The sequence below is a fragment of the Actinoplanes lutulentus genome (assembly GCF_003259845.1).
Taxonomy (GTDB): domain Bacteria; phylum Actinomycetota; class Actinomycetes; order Mycobacteriales; family Micromonosporaceae; genus Actinoplanes; species Actinoplanes lutulentus.
This window is the reverse complement of record NZ_QLMJ01000022.1, coordinates 42,654-64,648: the sequence shown is the minus strand read 5'-3', so window position 1 is coordinate 64,648 and position 21,995 is coordinate 42,654. Positions and strand designations below refer to the sequence as shown.

Genomic DNA, 21,995 nt, shown 5'->3' with positions numbered 1-21,995 from the left:
CTCCCTTATAAAACGAAAACCGAAAACCGATAGACCGAAACCAATAAACCGATAAACCTATGAACCGGTGGCGTTCAACTGGGACACCTCGGACGCCGACAACGCCCGGCTATAGATCCGGAATCCGTCGACGGCCGCGGACAGATAGGGGTCGCCGGCGTACTGCGACCGGCCGATCCAGTTCTGCGTGGTGGAGCCGAGCGCGCTGGGCCGCACGGTCAGCGCGCTGTTGCGGGCCACCTCGACCCCACCTGCGTAAAGCACGCCGAGATTGCCGGTGTGCGTGACGGCCACGTGCGTCCACACGCCGGTGGGGAGGGCGGCCGGCCCGTCGATGCGTTGCTCGGCACCGGACCCGGCGCTCGTTATCGCGTACCGAAGAGTCCCTGAGCTGCTGCGCGCGGTGAGGAAGAGGTAGGCACCGGTCCCGGTGCCGAAGTCGAAGACCCGGGCCCACGAAGCCGCGACGTCCACGCGCACCCACGCCGCCACCGTGAACGCGGCGGCGCCGGCCAGAAGACCGGCAGGCAGTGAGACGTATCCGCCGCTCAGCAGCACGCCCCGCCCGGTGCGACCGGTGGTCCGGGAGGCAGCGCCGGCCAGAACTCCGTTCCACCCGTTGCCGGTGGCGTCGAGCACCGCCGACCCGGAGGCCTCCTCAAACGGGTAGTGCGCCTCCCGCGGCACATTCGACACCACGTTCCAATAGACCGAATATCGCTGCCCGTGCGTCTTGTAGAACGGCCGGAGCAGCACCGATCCGGCCGTGTACTCCAACGCCGCGGACGATGGCCGTAACAACGACGGGTCCAGAGGAGGCAACGCGCTCAGGTTGCTGGTCCCGAACTGCCCGGCCAGCACGATCGGCCCGTGCTTGACCGCCCGCACGGCCGGGTTGTCCGGCGTCGCCTCGACGCTCAGCGCCATCGGCACACTGATGTCGACGGTGTCCCCGGTGGCCCAGGTCCGGCTGATCGCCAGGTAGGAACCGGGCACCGGCGAGCCGGTGAGAACGCCGTTGACCCGAACCTGCGCGCCGCTCGTCCAGGACGGGATCCGGATCCGCAGGTCGATCGCCCCGGACCCGGCCGTCACGGTGAGCCGCGCGGTGGACGTCTCCGGGAATGTGGTGTCCTGCCGGATCGTGATGCCCCGCCCGGGCCAGGTCAGTGTGGACGCGACGAACAGGTTCACCCAGAGGGCCGTCGATCCGTCGTGGAAGTAGACGCTGTCGCCGAACTTGGTGTTCGTCTCCATCCCGGTGCCGTGGCAGCAGGTGAAGTTGTCGTAGTCGTTGCTGTACGTCTTGATCCCACCGGCCCGCAGCGGCACGTAATAGCAGTGGTGCCCGTTTGCCGAGCTCGGGTTCTGCGCGCCGAGCAGATGGTTGTAGAGCGCCTTCTCATAGAAGTCCATCAGCTCGGCGGCCCGGGCCGAGTCGGTGAACGCGAGCTGCCGGGTCAGCTTCAGCATGTTGTAGCTGTTGCAGCACTCGCAGGTCGTGTCGGAGAGTTCGCTCGCGATCCGGTTCGGCGCCTGGAAGTACTCGCCGTTGGAGTTGCCGCCGATGGCATAGGAGTGCTGCCGAACAACAAAGTTCCAGAAATTGACCGCTATATCCCGATATTTCAAGGTCCCCGTCGCGTGGAAACCACGGATCGCCGCGAGCGCCTTGGGAATCTGCGTGTTCGCGTGAAAACCGGCCAGCGCGTCGACACCCGCGGCCAGCGGATCCAGCACCTGCGCGTGGTCAAAATACTGCGCCGTCGTCAAATGCGCCGGAAACGCCGACAACTGATACAGATTGAACAGCGCCTCACCCATGCCACCGAATTCGACCCGCAGCATCTGCTGCCGCTGCGCATAGGTCAGCACGCTGTTCCGAGCCCGTACCCACTCCGCTTTCCGGGTCAGCACGGTCAGCGCCTGCGCACTGCCGGTCAGCACGTGCCAGTCGAGCAACCCGGCCACGATCTTGTGCAACGTGTAGTAGGGAGCCCAGACCGACTGTCCGGTTTCGACCCGGTCGATGAAGCTCTCCGGATACGCCGAGAGATAACCGTTGGCCCGCTGACAGAGCGCGAGCTGGGCGACCAGATAGTCACCCTTGGTCTTGAACACGGCCTCACCGGTGCCGGCGTACGCCTGGGCAAGACCGGTCAGCACGTGACCCATCGAGTGCCCGCGCAACTCCGTCGACGGCGATTCCCAGCCACCGCACGGCGTCGCGGACGACGGCAGACCGGCGGTCACCCGGAACATGTGCAGCAGCCGGTCGGCGTCGAGAAAACGCAGATAGGCGTGGGTACGCCCGGCGTTGTCAGCGAACGGCCCCGCCCCGAGACGGACGGCGGTCAGCGGAAACGCGTACAGGGAAACGCCGTTGTCGGGGCGAGCGAGAGCGAGCGAAGGCAGCAAGGCCGAGGCCGAGGCCGAGGCCGCGCTGGTTTTCAGAAGTGTCCGACGCGAAAGCATGTCAGCGCCTTTCGGAAGGGGCCCCGGCGAACGAGCCGGGGCCCCACGGGAACGGTCAGTAGCCGTAACGGCTCTTCAGATGCCGCCACCAGTCGCGCAGCATCCAGGCATCGAACTCGGTGATGCCGGGAGCGCTGCCGGCCTTCATCAGGAACCCGCCCACTCCGGTCGGTGTCCAGTCGTAGAAGTCGTCCAGACCCCACGTGTGACCGATTTCGTGCAGCAGGATCGTCATGTTCGCCGCGTTGATGTTGTTCATGAAGTACTCGCGGCCCATCCGCTGACCCCAGTCACCACCGGCGCCGCCGCCGAATCCGTCGGTGAGCCACAGTGATTGGTCGTAATGGCGGGCGTATCCGCCGGGGCAGTTCGGGTACTGCCCGTTCTGGTTGAAGAATCGGCCGCACGGCACCGAGCACTGCGGCGCGTTCTCCCGGATGTCATTGACGTAGACCGCTACCGATGTGTCGGTCCATTGCAGCTGGGCGCGGTTGCGCACGGCCCAGCCGACCACCCGCACCGGCACGTCGGAGTACGGCCAGGCGTTGTGCCCGGCCAGCTCGTCCATCCACTTCTTGTGCTGCCGGGCCAGCGAGGCGTGGATGGCGTCGCGCTGCGCCACGGTCACGCTCGCCGTGGAATCCCAGCGCACGCAGTAGTTGACGTAGCCACGGTTGGCCATGATCTGGTCCCAGCCGTAGTTGCGGAACGCGTACAGATTGCCGTTGTTGTAGGTCTGCTCCTGGTGTTGCCAGACCTGGTTGAGTCCGGTGACCAGGTTCGACGGCGGGCTCCAGGTCGGCGGGGCGGCCTGCGCCGCTGCCGGAGCCATGATGATCGCCAGGAACAGGGCGATGATCAGTCGTGTTCTCACGGAACCTCCTTGATCGACATCTGTCGATGTCTTGAATGAGATTCGCCCGACGTCCCGAAGGCGTGCGAGATCGTCAGGCGGGCTCCGTCCCTGTGCCCCGGTGGTGCTTCCGCCTGCCGGTGACGCTGCCTTACGAAAAGGTTTTCGGCAAGGTGCTCATCGTGTTACGAATAGATTCCCGTAAACGGGCTACCTGCTGGGAGCGGCTATGGGACGTCGACGCACGCACGCGGTGACCCTGGCGGACGTGGCGCGCCGGGCGGGCGTTTCGGTCGCCACCGCATCGAAAGCCCTCAACGCGCGCGACCAGGTGGCGGCCACCACCCGGGAGCGGGTCCTGCAGGCCGCCGGCGAGCTGTCGTTCTCCCTCGGCGGGCGTACCCGGGCCATCGGGCTGCTCGCCGACGAGCTCGGGAGCCGGTTCGCCATGCCGATCCTGCTCGGCGCGGAGACCGCGCTCGGCCTGTCGCTGCTGCTCTGCCCCGGCAAGCCCGGACAACTGGCGGTGCTGGCCCGGCACGTCGAGGGCATCATCGTGATCGGGTACGACAACGACAGGCGCCCGTCACTGCCCCGCGACATCGGGGTGCCGGTGGTCTACGCGTACGCCGAGTCCGACCACCCCGCCGACGTCTCGGTCATCGCCGACGACGAGGGCGGCGCCCGGCTGGCCACCGAGCATCTGATCACTCTCGGACGGCGCCGGATCGCGCACATCACCGGGCCGTGGTCCTTCCGCGCGGCGCGCGAACGGGCCGCCGGGTTCGACGCGATCCTGACCGGCCACGGCCTGCGCGCGGCCGGCGGCCAGCCACGGTACGGCGAGTGGTCACAGCGCTGGGGCCGGCACGCCGCCGCCGATCTGCTCGCCGCGCACCCGGACACCGACGCGGTGTTCTGCGGCAACGACCAGATCGCGGCCGGCGTCGCACAGACCCTGCACGAGCTGGGCCGCCGCATCCCCGGCGACGTGGCGCTGGTCGGTTACGACAACTGGACCGAGTTCGCCGCCGACTGCCGGCCGCCGCTGACCAGCGTCGACCTGAACCTGCGCGGGCTCGGCGCGACAGCGGTCCGCATCCTGCTCGACGGCACCCCGGCACACGGCGTGCACCGGCACCCCTGCGACCTGGTCATCCGCGCCTCCACCGTGAGCCCGCCAGCTGGCGGGTAGATTCCGCCGCATGGCGCTCGAACGGACTCCGCCGACGGGCCATCCTGTGGTGACACCGATCACACGCAAGGAGCACCGCCCATGACCACCGCCCCGCCGTTCGACCCGGAACTCGCCGCCGCCCTGGCCGTCATCAGCGAACAGCTTCCCCCGGCCCTCACGCCCGAGATGATCCCGCTGATCCGGAAGGGCACCCCGCTGGCCCCGATCAGCGACGACGAGCTGCGGCGCGGCGGCGCCTTCGAGATCGAGGAACGCACCCTCGACGACCTCGGCATATCCCTCCTGATCTGCAGGCCTACCGGTTCGACAGGGCATACCGGCTGCATCTACCACACCCACGGTGGCGGAATGATCCTCGGCGACAAACGGACCGGCGTACCCGGCATGCTCGAACTGGCCGAGCCGTTCGGCCTCACCGTCATCTCGGTCGAGTACCGGCTCGCCCCGGAGACCCCGCACCCCGGCCCGGTCGACGACTGTTACGCCGGACTGGTCTGGACCGCCAAGAACGCCGCCGAGCTCGGCATCGACCCGGACCGGCTGATCGTCGCGGGCGGCAGCGCCGGCGGCGGCCTCGCGGCGGCACTCGCGCTGATGGCCCGGGACCTGGGCGGACCGTCACTGCTCGGCCAGATGCTGATCTGCCCGATGCTCGACGACCGCAACAACACCCCGTCCGCTCTGCAGATGGCCGGTCTCGGCATCTGGGACCGCACCGCCAATCAGACCGGCTGGGGCGCGCTGCTCGGTGACGCCGCCGGCGGGCCGGACGTCTCCCCCTACGCCGCGCCGGCCCGGGCAGCCGATCTGGCGAATCTGCCGCCCGCGTTCATCGACGTCGGCAGCGCGGAGACGTTCCGCGACGAGGACGTCGCGTACGCGAGCCGGATCTGGCAGGCCGGCGGCCAGGCCGAACTGCACGTCTGGCCAGGCGGTTTCCACGGCTTCGACACCATGGTGCCGAGCGCGGCGCTCGCCCAGGACGCCCGCCAGGCCCGGGTCCGCTGGCTGAACCGCCTGCTCAGCGCCTAGCCTGAACAACCATGAAAGACCTGGCCGTCCGCCTCGCCGCCCTCGACGCGGACGCGAGCGCCGCCGTCCAGGTCATCGCGTACTTCGACGGCCTCGCCGAGGCCGGCGCCGGGCTCCAGAGCATCGTCCGCGGCGCGGCCGTCCTCGCCGGCTGCCCGGCCCGCCTCGACGACCCCACCCGCCGAGTCCATATTAGAGTCCTCCCCGACGGCACGTCCGCGACCGATCCTGATCAGGTCGAAAATCATTGGCCGCACGCAACCGCCGGCTCCGCGACCCTGCGCCTGGAACGTAACGGCCCTCCCGGCCCGGTCGACCCGATGGTCCTGGAACGAGCCGCCACCGCCGCCCGCACCGTCCTCGATCGCACCCGCGGCCGCGCTCCCGCAGCCGACGAGATCGCCCTCATCGAGCTCCTCACCGACGCCGCCGCCCCTCCCGACGCGCGCCAGCGAGCCGCGCGCCACCTGGGCCTCCCACCTGACGCGCCGGCTTTCGCGGTGGTCCTTCACACCGGTTCGGTACGCGTCCACGCCGCCACTGAGAACGCCAACTCATCCGGCCACCAACCTTCGAACGGCATGGCAAACACCGCTTCGACGGGGCACCCACACCGTGCCGGCATCGGCCCCGCCGTGCCCATCCTCGAACTCCCGGCCTCGCACCGAGCCGCCCGCACAGCCCTGCGCTTCACCGCCGCCGGCACCGACGACGACCCCGGCGAACCGGTCATCCACTACGCCGACCTGGGTGCCCTGGCAGCACTGGCCACCATCCCCGACCCCGGCGCGGTGCCCGACGTCATCACCCTGGATCACGCCGCGACAACCGCCGCCTGGCTACTACCGACCCTGCACGCGGTGTCCACCACGATCAGCCTGCGAGCCGCGGCGGCCAAACTCCGCCTGCACCACTCGACCCTCCAGGACCGGGTGATCCACGCCGAAAACCTGCTGGGCTGGAGCGTCCGCAACCCGCACGGCCTGCTCCGCACCCAGCTGGCCCTCACCCTCAGAAGCCTGCGCCGCAACCCATGACGCAGCTCAGCAACCCGTGATGCCGCTCAGAACCCGTGACGCCGCTCAACCCGGGACGTCGCTCAGGAACCCGAAACCTCGTCCAGCGCAGCCCGTTCCTCCGCCGTGAGCTCGAACGCCGCCGACGCCACCAGCGCCGGCAGCTGCTCAACGGTCCGCGCGCTGGCGATCGGCGCGACCACGTCCGGCCGCCCCCGCAACCACGACAGCGCCACCGTCGACGGCTCAGAACCCCGTGCATGCGCGATGTCGGCGAGAACCTTCACCACGGCCAGCCCCGCGTCATTGAGATACTTCCCGGCCCCGTGCCCACGGGGCGAGGCACCGAGGTCATCCGCCGACCGGTACTTGCCGGTCAGGAACCCGCTGGCCAGCGCGTAGTACGGCACCACGGCAAGATGCTCGGCCGCGGCAACAGGCGCGATGTCCCGCTCGTACCCGGCCCGCTCCACCAGGTTGTAGTGCGGCTGCACGGCCACCGGCAGCGTGAACCCCTCACGGCGGGCGATGGTGAACCACTCGCGGATCCGGTCACCGGTGTAGTTGGAGACGCCGATCGTGCGTACCTTCCCGCTCTTGACCAGGGCGTCGAAGGCGCCTGCGGTCTCTTCGAGCGGGGTGTTCGCGTCGTCGTAGTGCGCCCAGTACAGGTCGATGCGGTCGGTGCCGAGCCGCCCGAGCGACGCGTCCGCCGCGGCCGCGATGTTCGCCGCCGCGAGCCCGCGGAACTGCGGGTGCTGGCTGACCTTGGTACCGATGACGACCTGATCCCGGGTGCCGCGGGCCTTCAGCCAGGCGCCGATGATGGTCTCCGACTCGCCGCCGGAGTTCCCGGGAACCCACGCCGAGTACCCGTCCGCCGTGTCCAGGAAGTTCCCGCCCGCCGCCAGATATGCGTCGAGCACCTGGAACGAGGTGCTCTCATCGCTGGTCCAGCCGAAGGTGTTCCCGCCCAGTGCAAGCGGAAATACGTCGATGTCACTTCCGATGCTGACGTTGCTCATGAACGCCAGCCTGCCACCCCGTACCCAAAAGGTCTGAGTGATCTCATCTGGCGGCCAGGATCGGTACGCGTCGCAGCGCTCCCGCCAGCACGCCACTGACCGTCACGAAGACCGCGGCCAAGGCGACCACCGCGACCCATCCCCCGCCCGACCAGGCCGCACCCGACAGGCTGCCGAAGACCGACGATCCGGCGTAGTACGCGAACAGATACAGCGACGCGGCCTGCCCGGCGGGCACATCCCCGGCGTGCGCCCGCACCGGGACCCACCCGCTGGCGAGGCCGTGCACGCAGAAGAATCCGCCGGTCAGCAACGCCAGCCCGACGATCATGACCGGCAGGTTGTCCGGCAGCGTGAGCAGCAGCCCGGCCGCCGTGAGCAGGCAGCCGAACGGCATGACCGCCCGCCGCCCGTACCGATCGGCGAGCCGCCCGGCGACCGTGGAACTGAGCGTGCCCACCGGATAGATCAGGAACACCGCACCGGCGGCGGCCGCGCTCAGCCCGAACGGTGCGCTGGTCAGCCGGAATCCGAGCGCGTTGTAGACGGCCACGAACGCGCCCATCGAGCAGGCGCCGATGGCGTACAGGCTCAGCAGCGCCGGATCGGTGAGCGCCCGCCAGGTCATCGCCGCTTGCCGGCGGGGCACGAAGTTGCGGGACGCCGGCAGCAGCGCCAGCACCAGCCCGGCGCAGACCAACCCGATCACCGCGACGGCGGCCAGGGCCCACCGCCAGCCGAACGCCGAGGCAACCGTTCCGCTCGCGAGCCGGCCCACCATGCCGCCGAGCGCGGTCCCGCCGATGTACAGCCCGGCGGCCCGCGCCTGGAACGAGGCCGGCAACTCCTCCCGCAGGTACGCGGTCGCCACGGCGGGCAGTCCGGCGAGCGCCACTCCTTGAGCGAGGCGCAGCCCGAGCAGCGCGTGCCAGCCCGGCGCCGCCGCACACGCCAGCCCGATCAGTCCGGAAAGGATCAGCGACAGGTGGATCAGCGGGGTCCGGCCGACCTTCTCCGACAGCGGCCCGGTGATCAGCAGCGCCACCCCGAGCCCGATCGTGGCGAACGACAGCGACCACGCGCTCCGCGCCGGGGTGACGCCGAACGCGGCGGACAGCTCCGGCAGCAGTGCCTGAGTGCTGTAGAGCAGCGCGAACGTCGCCACGCCCGCGGCGAACAGCGCGATGGAGATCCGGCGGTAGGTGCTCACCAGGCCACTGTTCGCCGCTCGTCCGGATACGTCCAATGCATAGAATTCATGGCTGTCATGCGCTGAACGTATGATGAGCGTCGTGCAGATCGACGACCTCCGCGGCCTGATCGCCCTGGGTGAGCATCGCCACGTCACCGAGGCGGCCGCCGCGCTCGGCACCACCCAGCCGACGCTGTCCCGTCTGCTCTCCCGCCTGGAGTCCGAACTAGGAGCCCGCCTTTTCGAACGCGATGCGAAAGGCGTCCACCCCAACCCGCTCGGCGACCTCGCCCTCGTCGCGGCGCAGGACCTCGTCGACCGTTACGACCGTCTGCGGATGGACCTGGCCGGCCTGTTCGACCCGGAGTCCGGCACGGTCCGGCTCGCGTTCCTCGATTCGATGGCCACATCCCTGGTCCCGCGCATCCTGCACGACGTCCGCGAACACGCCCCGCGCCTGCGCGTCGAGCTGCGCCAGGAACCCGGCCACGAAATCCTCGCCGACCTGGACGCCGGCGTCTCCGAGCTGGCGCTGACGTCACCGCGCCCACCCGGCCCGTACGGCTGGCTCCCCTTGCAGACGCAGACCCTCGCCCTGATCGTCCCACCGGGCCACCGCCTCGCCACCCGCCGCGAATGCCGCCTCTCCGAAGTGGCCGGCGAGGACTTCGTGACGATCCCCCCGGGCTTCGGCTTCCGAGCCCTGGTCGACGACCTCCTGACCACGGCAGGCGTGACCCCGCGCATAGCCTTCGAGATCGGCGACCTGGCTACCGTCGAAGGCCTAGTGGGTGCGGGCCTGGGCATGGCACTGGTCCCCGAGCGCTTCGCCGGCGCCACCGGAACCATAAAAATCACCCTGACCGCCCCCACCGCCGAACGCGTCGTCGGCCTGACCTGGCGCAACGACCGCCCGTTGACCCCGGCCGCGGCCCGCTTCCACACTTTCCTGGCCACCACCGCCCCGTACCCCTGAAAAACCGCGACGGTCGCGCCAAGCGCGCCCACTCACCCCCTTCCCTGGGTACGCCTGACGTCAGGCCCATCCCTGGGTACGCCTGACGTCAGAGGCTCCGGTGCGGCGCGAGCCCGTCGAAGACGATCGTCAACGCCCGCTCCCTGACCTCGGCGTCCCGATGAGCGGCTCGCGACATGGCGACCAGCAGCGCATAAACCTCAGGCAACTCGACATCGTCCCGAACAGCCCCAGCCTCCTGAGCGTTCCGCAGCAGCGCCCCCACCACCTTGCGCAGCTCGTTGGACGCCCGAAAAGCCGCGTCCTCCTTCCCGGTCTTCGTCTGGCCGGGACTCTCCTGATCGGCGTCGAACAGCGCGGTCCCTATCGCAATCTTTGTAGGCGCATCCGCGACAAGCCGCCGGAAGACCCCGAAGAACGCAGCACCAGCATCCGCAGCCCCGAGCTGAACCGAAGCCTCCTCCCGCAACCGGTCGAACCGCCGCACCAGCACAGCCCGCAACAGCTCCGCCTTGGTCGGAAAGTGCCGAAAAACCGTGGCGACCCCAACCCCGGCCAGCCGAGCCACCTCCTCAGTAGAGGCCGAAGCCCCACCCGCCCCGAACACCTCCTCCGCCACATCCAGGATCCGAACCCGATTGGCCTGAGCATCAACACGAAGAGCCTTGTTTTCCGAAGTCACCACTCCATAAAATCGGAGTCTCCACTTCGGATCAAGATGTTCCCACGACAGGAGCCCCGTTGAGAACCCCGAGCGAAGTCTTCAAATCCCTGGTCAACGGCGTGTCAGAGGGCAACTGGCAAGCCCTCCCCGATCTGTACGCCGAACACACCGACGTGTCCCACCCCTTCGACCCGCACCGCTCCCCCGCCCTGCGAACCCGGGATGAGCTACGCGAACACTTCCACCCCACAGGCGAAGGCCCCGACATCAGACGCCAAGCCACCAACATCACCATCCACGAGACAACCGACCCCGAGGTATTAGTCGCCGAGTTCACCTACGAAGGCACCGCCGACCAAATCCCCTTCACCCAGCCGGCCATCTTCGTCCTCCGAATCCGAAACGGCCAGATAGTCGAATCCCGCGATTACCTGGACCCCCTAACCACAGCCCAAATCCACAACCGCTTGGACGCCGCAGTAAAAGCCACCAAAGCGCGAACCAAACCCACCAATCAACCGCAATAGAACCCCGAAGAGCCCGCGCCCCCAAGCAGGCCGACCGAACCCACCCAGCCGGCGGACCCCGACCACCAAGTGCTGAGCCAACAGGTTCTCGCCCAACCAAGCCCGAACGCGCGGACTCCGAATCCGCAAACGCGACAGCATCAGGCTCAAGAGCAGCGGAAACAAAGCCCTCCGACTCCTCCAACGCGACACCCTCAACCACCGACTCCGCAGCCCCAGGCACAACGAACGGCACTAGAACGGCCTGCCCAGACGCGGGCACGGGCGGGGACGGCTCTGGCTCAAATGCGGACGGCCCAGACATGGGCACGGACGGCACGGGCACGGACGGCACGGGCACGGACGGCACGGGCACGGACGGCACGGGCTCAGATGCGGACGCCGGTGGCGTTACGGCACTGACTTGCCCGCTGCCAGCCTCAACGCCAGGCCGATCATCGGCGCTGCCCGGTCGGCCGTCCGCAGCCTGGCGCTCCACCGGGCTCCCCTCCGGACGCTCCACCAAATTCCGCCCTGGCCGCTCCACCGGGCTCTGCCCTGTGCGCTCCACCGGGCTCTGCCCTGGCCACTCCACCGGGCTCTGCCCTGGCCACTCCACCGAACTCTGCTCTGACCGCTCGACCGCGAGGCCAGAGCCGGTATCACCGGCCACCTCACGAAGGCGCCGCAGCTTCTCGGCATGACGGCGCTCAAGGCCCCAAGCGCGGTGCCGCTCATGCTGGCGGCGGAATTCCTCAGCCTCGCGCGAATAGTTGCGGCGTGCCGTCCGATCACGCCACGTCGCCAATTCGGCCCTGCTGAACAATCCCTGCTGCCCCCGCATGGCACCATTATTTCAGGCCCCGGCAGCGCCATATCAGTATTCGATCACGCCAATTCCAGCCCAGAAATTCAGCAGACGAAAATAAAGTCACGCCAAAGCTATCCCCGCCCGCCACGAGGTCGCGCTATAAAGGACGCCGCGGCCCCGGCGAGGGGCCGCGAGGGATTCGTCTATATTTATGATTTTGCTCGGTGCCTACGAGACGGGTCGAGACATGAGGCGTAAGCGGGGGGCGCTCGCCGCGGCGGCGGTGGTCATCGTCGGCGGTCTGGTAGCGGTTGCCGTGCTGTCCGGCAGAGTGAGCCACCAGGCTGCGGCCTCGCAGCCCAGCGACCTGACCATCGACGCGTCAGTGCCCGAACACAAGCTGCTGCAGGACGCCTTGCGCATCGACATGGACAGGCAGTCGGGCGAATCGCGGCACTTCGCCATGGTCCCGGCGAGCCGGCCCCCTGACCTGCTCAGGATGGGCAGCGGCTCCAATCGGACCGCCTCCGATGGGACCGGCTCCGATGGGACCGACTCCGTGGTGGATTCCTATCAGTTCGGCGAGCAGTGGTTGCACGCCCTCGTGGAGCTGTCCGAGCAACCGACCGAGACCTGCGCGAGCATCCGTGCCGAGCAATCGCTGGGGATGTGTGTGCGGGATGGAGACCTCGACGCGCCGGCGCTGCGGCACCTGACGGTCTACTTCACTGGCAACGTCAGCACCACGCCACGGGCCGGCGACCCGGAGACGGACCGGGCGCAGAAGTTCTGGAGCGAGACCGACATGGTGCCCATCACCGAGGCCGCCTGGTTCGCCGACCTGGTCGCCCGCGGCAAGGCCGCAGCCGACCTGGTCGCGCGCGGCAAGGCCGCCGGTCACCCGTGAGCCTGGAGGACTGAATGAAGCTGGGCCCGCCGGACGTCAGACTGCGGGAGGCCTGGCTCGCTCACTACGCGGCGTGGCCCGCCGGGGCTCACCTGGACGCTGCCGGGCTGCGGGACGGGGATGACCCCCGCAGTGAACAGGGCTTCGCCGTCTGGGTCGCCAAGTTGCTGGCGTGCGCGGACCCGCACCAAGCTCTCCCACCAGGCAGGTCGCGCGCTCCACCTACTCGTGGATCACCGAGGACGATGCGGTTCTGGGTTCGGTCGAGCTGCGGCACGACATCGACCACCCACTGCTGCTCGATGCGGGCGGGCACATCGGATACAGCGTGCGCCCCGACTACCGCGGGCGTGGGATCGCGACGTGGGCGTTGAACAATGCCCTTGACCAGGCCAGGGACAGGAGCATGGACCGGGTGCTGCTGACCTGCTCACCGGAGAACACCGCGTCGGCACACATCATCGAGAAAGCCGGCGGGATCCTCGAGGACGTCCGCGAGACTGTCATCGGACCCAAGCGCCGGTACTGGATCAAGCTCTGAAGAAAGAAGAAAGAAGAAAGAAGAAAGAGGTGGGCGCAGGCTGGTCAAGGAGGGTCGACCTAGCCTGCGCCCTGCTCACAACCTGAGCGGCTAACCGCTCAGGACGTCGTCGTGCTCGGCACCGCCTCGGCGGTCAGCCGCTCGGCTGACGCGATGACCCCGGCCGGGGTCGGGGCGGTTCCGGGGGCGTGCGGCTTGCCCTCGAGGTCGTACGCCAGCTCGGCGTGCTCGACGATGTCGATGCCGGCTGCTTCCTTCTCGGCGGACAACCGGAAACCGATCGTCTTCTGGATGACGAAGGCGATCAGCAGCGTCACCACGAAGGAGTACGCCAGAACCGCAGCCGCCGCCACCGCCTGCTTGCCCAGCAGCGTGAAGCCACCGCCGTAGAACAGACCGGCCTGGCCGCTCGGGGCGTCCTCGACACCGAAGAGGCCGATGAGCAGCGTGCCGGCGAGGCCGCCGATCAGGTGGACGCCGACCACGTCGAGCGAGTCGTCGTACCCGAACTTGTACTTCAGCGATACCGCGAGCGGGCAGATGGCACCGGCGATGGCACCGATCGCGAGGGCGCCGAGCGGGCTGACCGCACCGCAGGCCGGGGTGATCGCGACGAGGCCGGCGATCGCGCCGGACATGCCGCCGAGGGTGGTGGCGTGACCGTTGCGCAGACGCTCGACCAGCAGCCACGACAGGATCGCGGCGCAGGTCGCGTTGAACGTGGTCAGCATGACGATCGAGGCGCTGTTGCCGGCCGCGAGGGCGGAGCCACCGTTGAAGCCGAACCAGCCGAACCAGAGCATGCCGGCGCCGAGCGCGACGAACGGCAGGCTGTTCGGGCGGGCCTGCTTGGGCCAGCCGGTGCGCTTGCCGACGATCAGGACCACGGCGAGCGCGGCGACACCGGCGTTCATGTGCACGGCGGTTCCACCGGCGAAGTCGACGGCGCCGAGCTTGTTGGCGATCCAGCCGCCGATGACGCTGCCGTCGGCGGAGTCGAACGCGAACACCCAGTGCGCGACCGGGAAGTAGACGAGCGCGCCCCAGAGGCCGGCGAAGAGCAGCCACGGGCCGAACTTGACCCGGTCGGAGACGGCGCCGGCGATCAGCGCGGTGGTGATGACGGCGAACAGCGCCTGGAAGATCGCGACGAGCGCGGGCGGCAGGGTCGCCGCTTCGTCACCGGCAACGAAACTGCCGAGGCCGGCGTATTCGGTGATGTTGCCCAGCAGGCCGAGGCCGCCGTACGAGTCACCGAAGACCATCGAATATCCGAAGAAGGTCCAGAGCACGCCGACGACGGCGACGGCTCCGAAGACCATCATGATCATATTGAGTACGGAACGAGAGCTGACCATGCCGCCGTAGAACAGGGCGAGGCCAGGAATCATCAGCGCGACGGCCATGCTGGCCGCGAGGATAAAGGCGGTACTTCCGACGTCCAAGAGGAGGCGACCCTTCCGTCTACTGTCATAAAACAAAAGACACCGAGAGTAAACGTGAAGGTTGTTGCTGCGAAGTTTCAGCGATGCGGCGCTACCGCGTCCGGGAAAGCGATCACCGACAGGAACCGGATCGGCAGTTCGACCAGGTCAGCAGGGCCGTGCGCGCCTTCGCCGTCCATCTGCAGCGAGTCGCCCGGCGTCAACCGGTGGATCGCCCGGCCGTGGGCGTAATCCATGACGCCTTCGAGCATGTAGATGAACTCGGTGCCGGGATGCTGGAACAGCGGGTACGTCTGGCTCTTCACGGTCAGCGTGACGTACAGGCATTCGAGACGGCGGTGCTCGCCGCGCAGTGAGCCGAGCAGCTGGTACTCGTGGCCGGCCTGGGAGCCGTCCCGGACGATCGCGGTGCCGCCGCCGGCCGGCACGAACGACGACGGCCGTTCGGTCTCGGCGCCGCGGAACAGGCTGGTGACCGGCACGTCCAGACCCCCGGCCAGAGCCGCGAGGGTGCTGAGGCTGCACGAGGTCTGCGCGTTCTCGATCTTCGAGAGCATCGCTTTGGAGATGCCGATCCGGGTGGCGAGCTCGGCGACCGTCAGGCCGTACTGATTGCGCAGCTCACGGACGTTGCGCCCGATCGCCACCTCCAGCTCGACCCCGTCGACCGGCTCACCGGCGGCTCGTTCCCGCGCGGTTCCGGCATTGTTGCGAAGTAGCGTCACCCAGCAACCCTAAGCAGCGGCGCCAGGCATCGTGCCAGGGCGTCGGCTCCCGCATCCGCATCGTCGTCCTCCACATGCTCCTCGGGAGCGTGCGAGATCCCGGTCGGGTTGCGCACGAACAGCATCCCGGTCGGCACATGACTACCGAGAACTCCCGCATCGTGCCCGGCGCCGGTGCCGAGGACAGGCGCGCCGGGCAAAGCAGCACAGAGAGAAGAACGCAGCGACGCGTCGAAATGGACGGTCGGGCTGAGCGATTCCTCGGTCACCGACGCCGTGCACCCCTCCGACGCGGCAAGCGACGACGCGGAAGCCGCGATCCGCGCCACCAGCGACGCCGTGACCTCGTCGGACGGATGCCGCACGTCCAGCCACACCTCCACCCGGGAGGCGATCACGTTGGTGCCGCCCGGTACCGGCTGGATCCGGCCGACGGTCGCCCGCGCGTCCGGTTGCTGCCGCGCCAGGTCACGCACCGCCACGACGATCGCCGCGGCCGCCACCATCGGGTCGCGCCGGTCGTCCATCAGCGTCGTCCCGGCGTGGTTGCCCTGCCCCCGCACGGTGATCCGCCACCGCCCGTGCCCGAGGATCGCATCGCCGACCGCCACCGGCTGACCGAGATCGATCAGCCCGCGACCCTGTTCGACGTGGAGCTCCACGAAGGCGGACAGCGACTTCAGCCGGTCCGGGTCCGGTCCGATGTGGCGCGGGTCGATGCCGGCGCCGGCCAGGGCCTCGGCGTAGCTGACACCGTCAGCATCGGTCAGCCCACGGGCCCGGTCCGGGTCGATCGCCCCGGTCATCAGCCGCGAGCCGAGACAGGCCACACCGAAACGCGCGCCTTCTTCCTCGGGAAACGCCGCGATGGCGAAAGGCCGGTCGCCCAAGGCGCCCTCATTCAAGAGCCGATCGTACGCACAAAAAGCCGTAGCGATTCCCAGAGGACCGTCAAACGCGCCCCCACCGGGAACCGAGTCGAGATGACTGCCCGTGACGACAGCGCCCGTAGAAGAGCCTGCGGAGTGCCAGGCCCACAGCACCCCGTTCCGGTCGACCTCGACGTCGAGGGAGCGCCGCGCCGCCTCGCCGCCGAACCATTCCCGCAGCTCCAGCTCGGCCGGGGTCAACACGAACCGGCTATATCCGCCACGGGCCCGATCGCGCCCTACTCCGGAAATATCAGACATCAGTGACGGTACCGAGGTGATCACGAGACGCCCCGGGAACGGAATCGGAATCGGTCCGGTGCCGGCGCCGCCCCGGTCGCCGTGTCGGCGATGAGAGAACCGAGCAGCGGCGCGAACTTGGCCCCGTGCCCGGAACAGGGTGACGCCACCGTGATCCCGTCAACCGTGTCGATCACGAAGTCCTCGTCCGGCGTCATCGTGAACACGCAGGTCGTCTCGGCGTACGGCGTGGGATCGAGGCCGGGCAGGAACCGTTCGACATAGCTGATCACCCGCTTCCGGTTCCGCGGATCGACAACGCCGTCGTTGAAGGCGGACGACGCGATGCCGGAACCGCCGTTGTACTCGGCGAGCTTCTGCCCCCGGAAGCCGGCGTCCCGCCCGCCCGGCAGGCTGTAGGTCATGATGTCGTCCCGCTTGTGAATGAAGGTCGGCCAGTCCACGCCGTGATCGCGGTAGGGGAAGTGATATGCCTGCTCCTGGCGAATCCGCAACGGCGGCATCAGCGCCCGCAGCGACGGCAACTCGTCCAGCAGCGTCGGCAGCCACCCACCGGCGGCAAGGACGACGTGATCGGCGGCCAGCGAGTCGCCGTTCGCAGCGGAGAGCACAAACCCATCATTGTCCCGAAAAATCCGCTCAACAGGCCAATCCGTCACCACGGTAGCCCCCGCTTCCACGGCCAGCGACGTCATCGCGTGCACCGCCGCCGACGCATCAAGAACCCCGGCATCCGGGTGCCACAGCACCGGCCCGTCGAAGTTGATCCCGGGCCACCGTGCAGCGGCCTCCTGAGCGGCCAGCAGCTGATGCGAGACCCCCGCCGACTCCAGGATCGCCGCAAGCGCGACCGGATCCCGCAGCGATCCGAAGTCCAGCGATCCGGTGCGACGGATCAACTCGACCCCCGCGGCTTCGGTGAGGCAATGCCATTGCGAGCGGGCCGCGACGACAAGATTCGTATAAAAAGCGGCCGGGTACGCGTACCGAAAGATGCGGGCCGAACCGTGCGAGCTGCCCTGCGGGTTGGCGGGCGTAGCCCGCTCGAGGAGCGTGACCGACTCGCCGCGCTGAGCCAGCCGCCAGGCGGTGGCGGCGCCGGTGAGCCCGGCGCCGACGACGACGAAAGAACGGCTCATGAACCAGGGATCCAGGACGTGCCGGCGAGAGGAACCCGGGCCATCGCGGCTGCCTCGATCGTGATCGCGACCAGGTCCTCCGGCTCCAGGTGCGTGACGTGGGCCTTGCCGCAGGCGCGGGCGATCGTCTGCGCCTCCATGGTGAGAACCCGCAGGTAGTTGGCGAGACGGCGACCGCCCTCGATCGGGTCGAGGCGCGCCGCAAGCGCGGGGTCCTGGGTGGTGATGCCGGCCGGGTCGCGGCCGTCCTGGAAGTCGTCGTAGAAGCCGGCGGCCGAGCCGAGCGCCTCGTATTCGGCGTTCCAGCGCGGGTCGTTGTCACCGAGCGCGATGAGCGCGGCGGTGCCGATCGCGACCGCGTCCGCGCCCAGGGCCAGGGCTTTCGCCACGTCGGCGCCGGTACGGATGCCGCCGGAGACGATCAGCTGGACGCCCGTGGCGCCCTGGCGGTGCACGCCGAGCTCCTGCAGCGCCTGGACCGCCTGCGGGATCGCGGCGAGGGTGGGGATGCCGACGTTCTCGATGAAGACGTCCTGGGTGGCGGCGGTTCCGCCCTGCATGCCGTCGACCACGACCACGTCGGCGCCGGCGTGCACGGCCAGCTTCACGTCGTAGTACGTGCGGGAGGCGCCGACCTTCACGTAGATCGGCTTCTCCCAGTCGGTGATCTCCCGGAGCTCCTGGATCTTGATGGTGAGGTCGTCCGGGCCGGTCCAGTCCGGGTGCCGGCAGGCGCTGCGCTGGTCGATGCCCTCGGGCAGCGTCCGCATCTTCGCGACCCGCGAGTTGATCTTCTGGCCGAGCAGCATGCCGCCGCCGCCCGGCTTCGCGCCCTGACCGAGAACGATCTCGATGGCGTCGGCCCGGCGCAGGTCGTCCGGGTTCATGCCGTAGCGCGACGGCAGGTACTGGTAGACGAGGTGCTGGGACTGGCCGCGCTCCTCCGGCGTCATGCCGCCGTCACCGGTCGTGGTGGACGTGCCCATCGCCGACGCGCCCCGGCCGAGCGCCTCCTTGGCCTGCGCGGACAGCGCGCCGAAGCTCATGCCCGCGATCGTGACGGGGATGTCGATGTGGATGGGCGACGAGGCGTTGCGGCCGCCGAGGACCACGTCGGTGCCGCACGACTCCCGATAACCCTCCAGGGGATAGCGGGACATGCTGGCGCCGAGGAACAGCAGGTCGTCGAAGTGCGGCAGTGGCCGCTTCGCGCCCCAGCCACGGATGTCGTAGACGCCGGTCCGGGCCGCCCGCTGGATCTCTGCGATCGCGTTCCGGTTGAAAGTGGCGGATTCCCTCATCAGTATTCGTTCCCCGCGTTGAAGTGGTAGAGCTGCCGGGCGGAGCCGTATCGCGTGTAGTCAGCGGTGTCGTCGTCGGGGAAGCCGGCCCGATCCAGCAGGTCCCGCAACTCGGTGTGATGCTCCGCCAGCATGTCCTTGGCGATGCAATCCGCGCCCAGCGAGGCGACCTTGCCGCGGACGTAGAGCCGCGCCTCGTAGATCGAGTCGCCGAGGGCCTCCCCCGCGTCACCGCGGACCACGAGGCGGCCGGCCTGCGCCATGAACGCGCTCATGTGCCCGATGCTGCCGCCGACCACGATGTCGGCGCCCTTCATCGAGATGCCGCAGCGGGCGGCCGCGTCGCCGGTGATCACGAGCAGGCCGCCGTGTGCGGTGGCGCCGGCCGACTGGGAGGCGTTGCCGTGCACGCGTACCGATCCGCTCATCATGTTCTCGGCGACGCCGACACCCGCGTTGCCCTCGATGATCACGTCGGCGAGCTGGTTCATCCCGGCCGCGTAGTAGCCGCAGTGTCCGTTGACGACCACGGACAGCGGGCTCCGGAGTCCGGCCGCGACGCTGTGCTTGCCGTTCGGATTCTTCAGCCGGGCGCGGCCGTTCTTGAGGCGGTGCAGCGTCCGGTTGACGTCCCGCAGGCGCTCCGCACCAAGATCAAAGGTCATCGCGTCCATGCGTAGATCCGTTCCGGCTCGGGTTCGAAGATGCGGGCGTTCTCGATGCCGGGCAGGCCGACCAGGGCGCGATATTCCGAGGCCATCGCCACCCACGCATCGGTTTCGGCGATCACCGCGGGCTTGCAGGCGATGGCGTCGCGGACCACGGCGAACGAGTCGCGGTTGGAGACGAGCAGCGTGTAGAAGCCGTCGAACTCGGCACACAGGCTCTTCAGCGCCGACTCCACGTCCCGGCCGTCGGCGAGCTGCTGGGCGACGTACCGCGCGCCGACCTCGGTGTCGTTGTCGCTGTCGAACACCACGCCCTGTGCCACGAGGTGCCGGCGGATCGTGGCGTGGTTGGCGAACGATCCGTTGTGCACGAGGCACTGGTCCGGGCCGACCGCGTACGGATGCGCTCCGGACGACGTCACCGCCGACTCGGTCGCCATCCGGGTGTGTCCCACACCCTGCCACCCTTGCGCCTGTGGGAGTTGGAAACTCTCGGCGAGCACGCGCGGATGCCCAACCCCTTTGAGTACGGTCACATCAGCGCCGAAACCAGCGATGAGTGCATCGGGGTATTCGCTGCGGATTGCATTGACCAGCGTTTCCACGGGCACCGGCGCGTTGATCACCGTGGTGGTGCCGAGTTCGATGACGGTGGCGTCGGCGATGCCCGCGATCTTGTCGATCTTCGCGTCGAGCACCGTCACCGTGGCGTGACCCGGCGGCGACCACACCGGGTCGCCGTACACCGCGACACCGGCCGAGTCGGCGCCGCGTTCCTCCATCTCGCAGAGCATCCCGGTCAGCAACTCGCCGAGTCGCGGGTACAGATCGGGGTCTCGCAGATGGAGACCGACGATTCCACACATGGGTCGGAACCCCCTTCAGAACGCTTGCAGGTACTGGTTGATCTCCCAGGGCGACACGGCGCTGTGCCAGGCGAAGAACTCGTTGCGTTTGATCTCGGCGAAGTACGCGGCCACTCCCCCACCGGCCGCGTCCAGCACCCCGGTGAGCAGGTCGTCGGCCTCGAAGGCCTGGATGGCGTCGAGCAGGGTCAGCGGCAGCGGATCGCTCTTGGTCTCGCCGGCGCCGGGCTGCCCCGGGTCGAGCGAGCGGTTGATCCCGTCCAGGCCCGCGCCGAGAGCGCCGGCGATCGCCAGGTACGGGTTCGCCGACCCGTCGCCGCCGCGCAGTTCGACACGCTGGTCGTCGGGGACGCGGATGTAATGGGTCCGGTCGTTACCGCCGTAGGTGGCGTGCCGGGGTGACCAGGACGCGCCGGACGTGGTGGCGACGGCGCCGGTCCGCTTGTAGGAGTTGACCGTCGGGGCGAGCAGGGCTTGGAGGGCGCAGGCGTGTTCGAGAACGCCCGCGACGAAGGCGTAGGCGGTGGCGGAGAGGCCGAGGCCTTTTTCGTCGGTTTCTGCCGGAAATATCGGCTTACCATCTGATGTCAGCGACATGTGCAGGTGCAGTCCGTTGCCGGTGCGGTCGGCGAACGGCTTCGGCATGAACGTCGCCGTCATCCCCCGCTGCTCGGCCAGCATCGTCAGCAGGTACCGCAGCGTGATCACCCGGTCGGCGGTGGTCAGCGCTTCGGCGTACTCGAAGTTCTGCTCGAACTGGCCGTTGCCGTCCTCGTGGTCGTTGGCGTAGTTGCCCCAGCCCAGCTCGTTCATGGCCCGGGAGATCTCGGTGAGGTGGTCGTACATCCGGGTCACGCCGCGCGCGTCGTAACAGGGCTGCGCCGCGGTGTCGAGCGTGTCGGCCGGCCGCAGTCCACCCTTGCCGTCCCGCTCCACCAGGAAGTATTCGACCTCGGCACCGACCCACGGGGTGAAACCGGCCTCGGCGGCACGGGCCAGCATCGCTTTGAGGATCACCCGGGGCGCGTACTTCCACGGCACGCCGTTGACGTGCGGGTCGCAGTGCACGATCGCGAGGCCGGGCTTCAGGAACGGCACCGGGGTGAACGACGACGGGTCCGGGATCGCCATCAGGTCCGGGTCCTTCGGCTGCTGGCCGATGGCGCCGACGGCGTACCCGGCGAAGCCGACACCCTCGCTCGCCAGGGTCTCCACGGCCTCGACCGGCACGAGCTTGGCGCAGGGCTTGCCGCGCAGGTCGACGAAGAGCGCCAGGATGAACCGCACATCGGCCGCCTCAGCAAGCCGTGCGAGTTCCGATGCTTGTGCCACGTGACCTCCCTGAAGATGATTCTTCACAAGAAACTCTGTTTCGCAAGAGTGAACAGAATCTCTGTTACAGGAAGCCACGCGTTCCGTTACAGGCCGGGGCACCCCCATCAATCGATCATGAGAGGATCCCGGG

At 68.8% G+C, this 21,995-nt stretch carries 20 protein-coding genes; 7 read left to right on the top strand and 13 right to left on the bottom strand.

Annotated features, from left to right (window positions below):
• Positions 1-57: 57 nt before the first annotated feature.
• On the bottom strand, positions 58-2,475 hold the full coding sequence (locus tag B0I29_RS36780) for a glycoside hydrolase family 127 protein (protein WP_111653779.1): 2,418 nt from the start codon (positions 2,473-2,475) through the stop codon (positions 58-60).
• A 55-nt stretch (positions 2,476-2,530) separates the two neighbouring features.
• A complete protein-coding gene (locus B0I29_RS36775) occupies positions 2,531-3,349 on the bottom strand; it encodes a hypothetical protein (protein WP_245973058.1) in 819 nt (272 codons plus the stop codon).
• Positions 3,350-3,557: 208 nt separating this feature from the next.
• Here B0I29_RS36775 and B0I29_RS36770 point away from each other — a divergent pair, with 208 nt between their 5' ends.
• From B0I29_RS36770 to B0I29_RS36760, 3 genes are all read left to right on the top strand, one after another.
• Entirely contained in the window at positions 3,558-4,523 is a 966-nt protein-coding gene (locus tag B0I29_RS36770) for a LacI family DNA-binding transcriptional regulator (protein WP_111653777.1), read from the top strand.
• Positions 4,524-4,604: 81 nt separating this feature from the next.
• Positions 4,605-5,558 (top strand): alpha/beta hydrolase, encoded by a 954-nt coding sequence (locus B0I29_RS36765; RefSeq protein ID WP_111653776.1) that lies wholly within the window; start codon positions 4,605-4,607, stop codon positions 5,556-5,558.
• Between the two features lie 11 nt (positions 5,559-5,569).
• A complete protein-coding gene (locus tag B0I29_RS36760; protein WP_111653775.1) occupies positions 5,570-6,595 on the top strand; it encodes a helix-turn-helix domain-containing protein in 1,026 nt (341 codons plus the stop codon).
• A 62-nt stretch (positions 6,596-6,657) separates the two neighbouring features.
• On the opposite strand, the gene B0I29_RS36755 is transcribed toward B0I29_RS36760, so the two are convergent.
• Both B0I29_RS36755 and B0I29_RS36750 read right to left on the bottom strand, forming a co-directional pair.
• The gene (locus B0I29_RS36755; RefSeq protein ID WP_111653774.1) at positions 6,658-7,599 is read right to left on the bottom strand and encodes an aldo/keto reductase; all 942 of its coding nucleotides are present in this window, start codon (positions 7,597-7,599) and stop codon (positions 6,658-6,660) included.
• A gap of 43 nt (positions 7,600-7,642) precedes the next feature.
• On the bottom strand, positions 7,643-8,809 hold the full coding sequence (locus B0I29_RS36750; RefSeq protein ID WP_245973057.1) for an MFS transporter: 1,167 nt from the start codon (positions 8,807-8,809) through the stop codon (positions 7,643-7,645).
• Positions 8,810-8,891: 82 nt separating this feature from the next.
• On the opposite strand from B0I29_RS36750, the gene B0I29_RS36745 reads away from it, so the two are divergent.
• A complete protein-coding gene (locus B0I29_RS36745; protein WP_111653889.1) occupies positions 8,892-9,767 on the top strand; it encodes a LysR family transcriptional regulator in 876 nt (291 codons plus the stop codon).
• 88 nt (positions 9,768-9,855) lie between these two features.
• On the opposite strand, the gene B0I29_RS36740 is transcribed toward B0I29_RS36745, so the two are convergent.
• Positions 9,856-10,260 (bottom strand): SbtR family transcriptional regulator, encoded by a 405-nt coding sequence (locus tag B0I29_RS36740; protein WP_342768398.1) that lies wholly within the window; start codon positions 10,258-10,260, stop codon positions 9,856-9,858.
• Positions 10,261-10,508: 248 nt separating this feature from the next.
• On the opposite strand from B0I29_RS36740, the gene B0I29_RS36735 reads away from it, so the two are divergent.
• From B0I29_RS36735 to B0I29_RS36725, 3 genes are all read left to right on the top strand, one after another.
• Positions 10,509-10,958 (top strand): nuclear transport factor 2 family protein, encoded by a 450-nt coding sequence (locus tag B0I29_RS36735; RefSeq protein WP_111653772.1) that lies wholly within the window; start codon positions 10,509-10,511, stop codon positions 10,956-10,958.
• A gap of 1,037 nt (positions 10,959-11,995) precedes the next feature.
• Positions 11,996-12,655, top strand: coding sequence for a hypothetical protein (locus B0I29_RS36730; RefSeq protein WP_146617014.1), 660 nt, complete (start codon positions 11,996-11,998; stop codon positions 12,653-12,655).
• Between the two features lie 172 nt (positions 12,656-12,827).
• A complete protein-coding gene (locus B0I29_RS36725; protein ID WP_181558162.1) occupies positions 12,828-13,196 on the top strand; it encodes a GNAT family N-acetyltransferase in 369 nt (122 codons plus the stop codon).
• A 98-nt stretch (positions 13,197-13,294) separates the two neighbouring features.
• Here B0I29_RS36725 and B0I29_RS36720 read toward each other — a convergent pair whose 3' ends face one another.
• The 8 genes from B0I29_RS36720 to glnT all read right to left on the bottom strand — a co-directional run bounded on the left by B0I29_RS36720 (position 13,295) and on the right by glnT (position 21,862).
• Entirely contained in the window at positions 13,295-14,641 is a 1,347-nt protein-coding gene (locus tag B0I29_RS36720) for an ammonium transporter (RefSeq protein ID WP_111653769.1), read from the bottom strand.
• A 77-nt stretch (positions 14,642-14,718) separates the two neighbouring features.
• Positions 14,719-15,366, bottom strand: a complete 648-nt coding sequence (locus tag B0I29_RS36715) for a helix-turn-helix domain-containing protein (RefSeq protein ID WP_111653768.1) — start codon at positions 15,364-15,366, stop codon at positions 14,719-14,721.
• Positions 15,363-16,607, bottom strand: coding sequence for an allantoate amidohydrolase (locus B0I29_RS36710; protein ID WP_281270947.1), 1,245 nt, complete (start codon positions 16,605-16,607; stop codon positions 15,363-15,365). Before B0I29_RS36710 ends, B0I29_RS36715 begins: the two co-directional genes overlap by 4 nt.
• Positions 16,577-17,695: an FAD-dependent oxidoreductase gene (locus B0I29_RS36705; RefSeq protein WP_111653766.1), complete on the bottom strand. Its 1,119-nt coding sequence runs from the start codon at positions 17,693-17,695 to the stop codon at positions 16,577-16,579. Before B0I29_RS36705 ends, B0I29_RS36710 begins: the two co-directional genes overlap by 31 nt.
• The gene (locus B0I29_RS36700; RefSeq protein WP_111653765.1) at positions 17,692-18,996 is read right to left on the bottom strand and encodes an FMN-binding glutamate synthase family protein; all 1,305 of its coding nucleotides are present in this window, start codon (positions 18,994-18,996) and stop codon (positions 17,692-17,694) included. Before B0I29_RS36700 ends, B0I29_RS36705 begins: the two co-directional genes overlap by 4 nt.
• Entirely contained in the window at positions 18,996-19,670 is a 675-nt protein-coding gene (locus B0I29_RS36695; protein WP_111653764.1) for a GltB/FmdC/FwdC-like GXGXG domain-containing protein, read from the bottom strand. The genes B0I29_RS36700 and B0I29_RS36695 overlap by 1 nt, the downstream gene beginning before the upstream one ends.
• A complete protein-coding gene (locus B0I29_RS36690) occupies positions 19,658-20,530 on the bottom strand; it encodes a class II glutamine amidotransferase domain-containing protein (protein WP_111653763.1) in 873 nt (290 codons plus the stop codon). The genes B0I29_RS36695 and B0I29_RS36690 overlap by 13 nt, the downstream gene beginning before the upstream one ends.
• A gap of 15 nt (positions 20,531-20,545) precedes the next feature.
• The gene (gene glnT / locus B0I29_RS36685) at positions 20,546-21,862 is read right to left on the bottom strand and encodes a type III glutamate--ammonia ligase (protein WP_220091527.1); all 1,317 of its coding nucleotides are present in this window, start codon (positions 21,860-21,862) and stop codon (positions 20,546-20,548) included.
• Positions 21,863-21,995 lie beyond the last annotated feature (133 nt).

Excerpts from the sequence above, each read along its gene's own strand:
- B0I29_RS36705 (WP_111653766.1), bottom strand. The coding sequence starts at position 17,695 with ATGAGCCGTTCTTTCGTCGTCGTCGGCGCCGGGCTCACCGGCGCCGCC.
- B0I29_RS36760 (WP_111653775.1), top strand. The coding sequence starts at position 5,570 with ATGAAAGACCTGGCCGTCCGCCTCGCCGCCCTCGACGCGGACGCGAGC.
- B0I29_RS36730 (WP_146617014.1), top strand. The coding sequence starts at position 11,996 with ATGAGGCGTAAGCGGGGGGCGCTCGCCGCGGCGGCGGTGGTCATCGTC.
- B0I29_RS36780 (WP_111653779.1), bottom strand. The coding sequence starts at position 2,475 with ATGCTTTCGCGTCGGACACTTCTGAAAACCAGCGCGGCCTCGGCCTCG.
- B0I29_RS36695 (WP_111653764.1), bottom strand. The coding sequence starts at position 19,670 with ATGGACGCGATGACCTTTGATCTTGGTGCGGAGCGCCTGCGGGACGTC.
- B0I29_RS36700 (WP_111653765.1), bottom strand. The coding sequence starts at position 18,996 with ATGAGGGAATCCGCCACTTTCAACCGGAACGCGATCGCAGAGATCCAG.
- B0I29_RS36755 (WP_111653774.1), bottom strand. The coding sequence starts at position 7,599 with ATGAGCAACGTCAGCATCGGAAGTGACATCGACGTATTTCCGCTTGCA.
- B0I29_RS36765 (WP_111653776.1), top strand. The coding sequence starts at position 4,605 with ATGACCACCGCCCCGCCGTTCGACCCGGAACTCGCCGCCGCCCTGGCC.
- B0I29_RS36770 (WP_111653777.1), top strand. The coding sequence starts at position 3,558 with ATGGGACGTCGACGCACGCACGCGGTGACCCTGGCGGACGTGGCGCGC.
- B0I29_RS36690 (WP_111653763.1), bottom strand. The coding sequence starts at position 20,530 with ATGTGTGGAATCGTCGGTCTCCATCTGCGAGACCCCGATCTGTACCCG.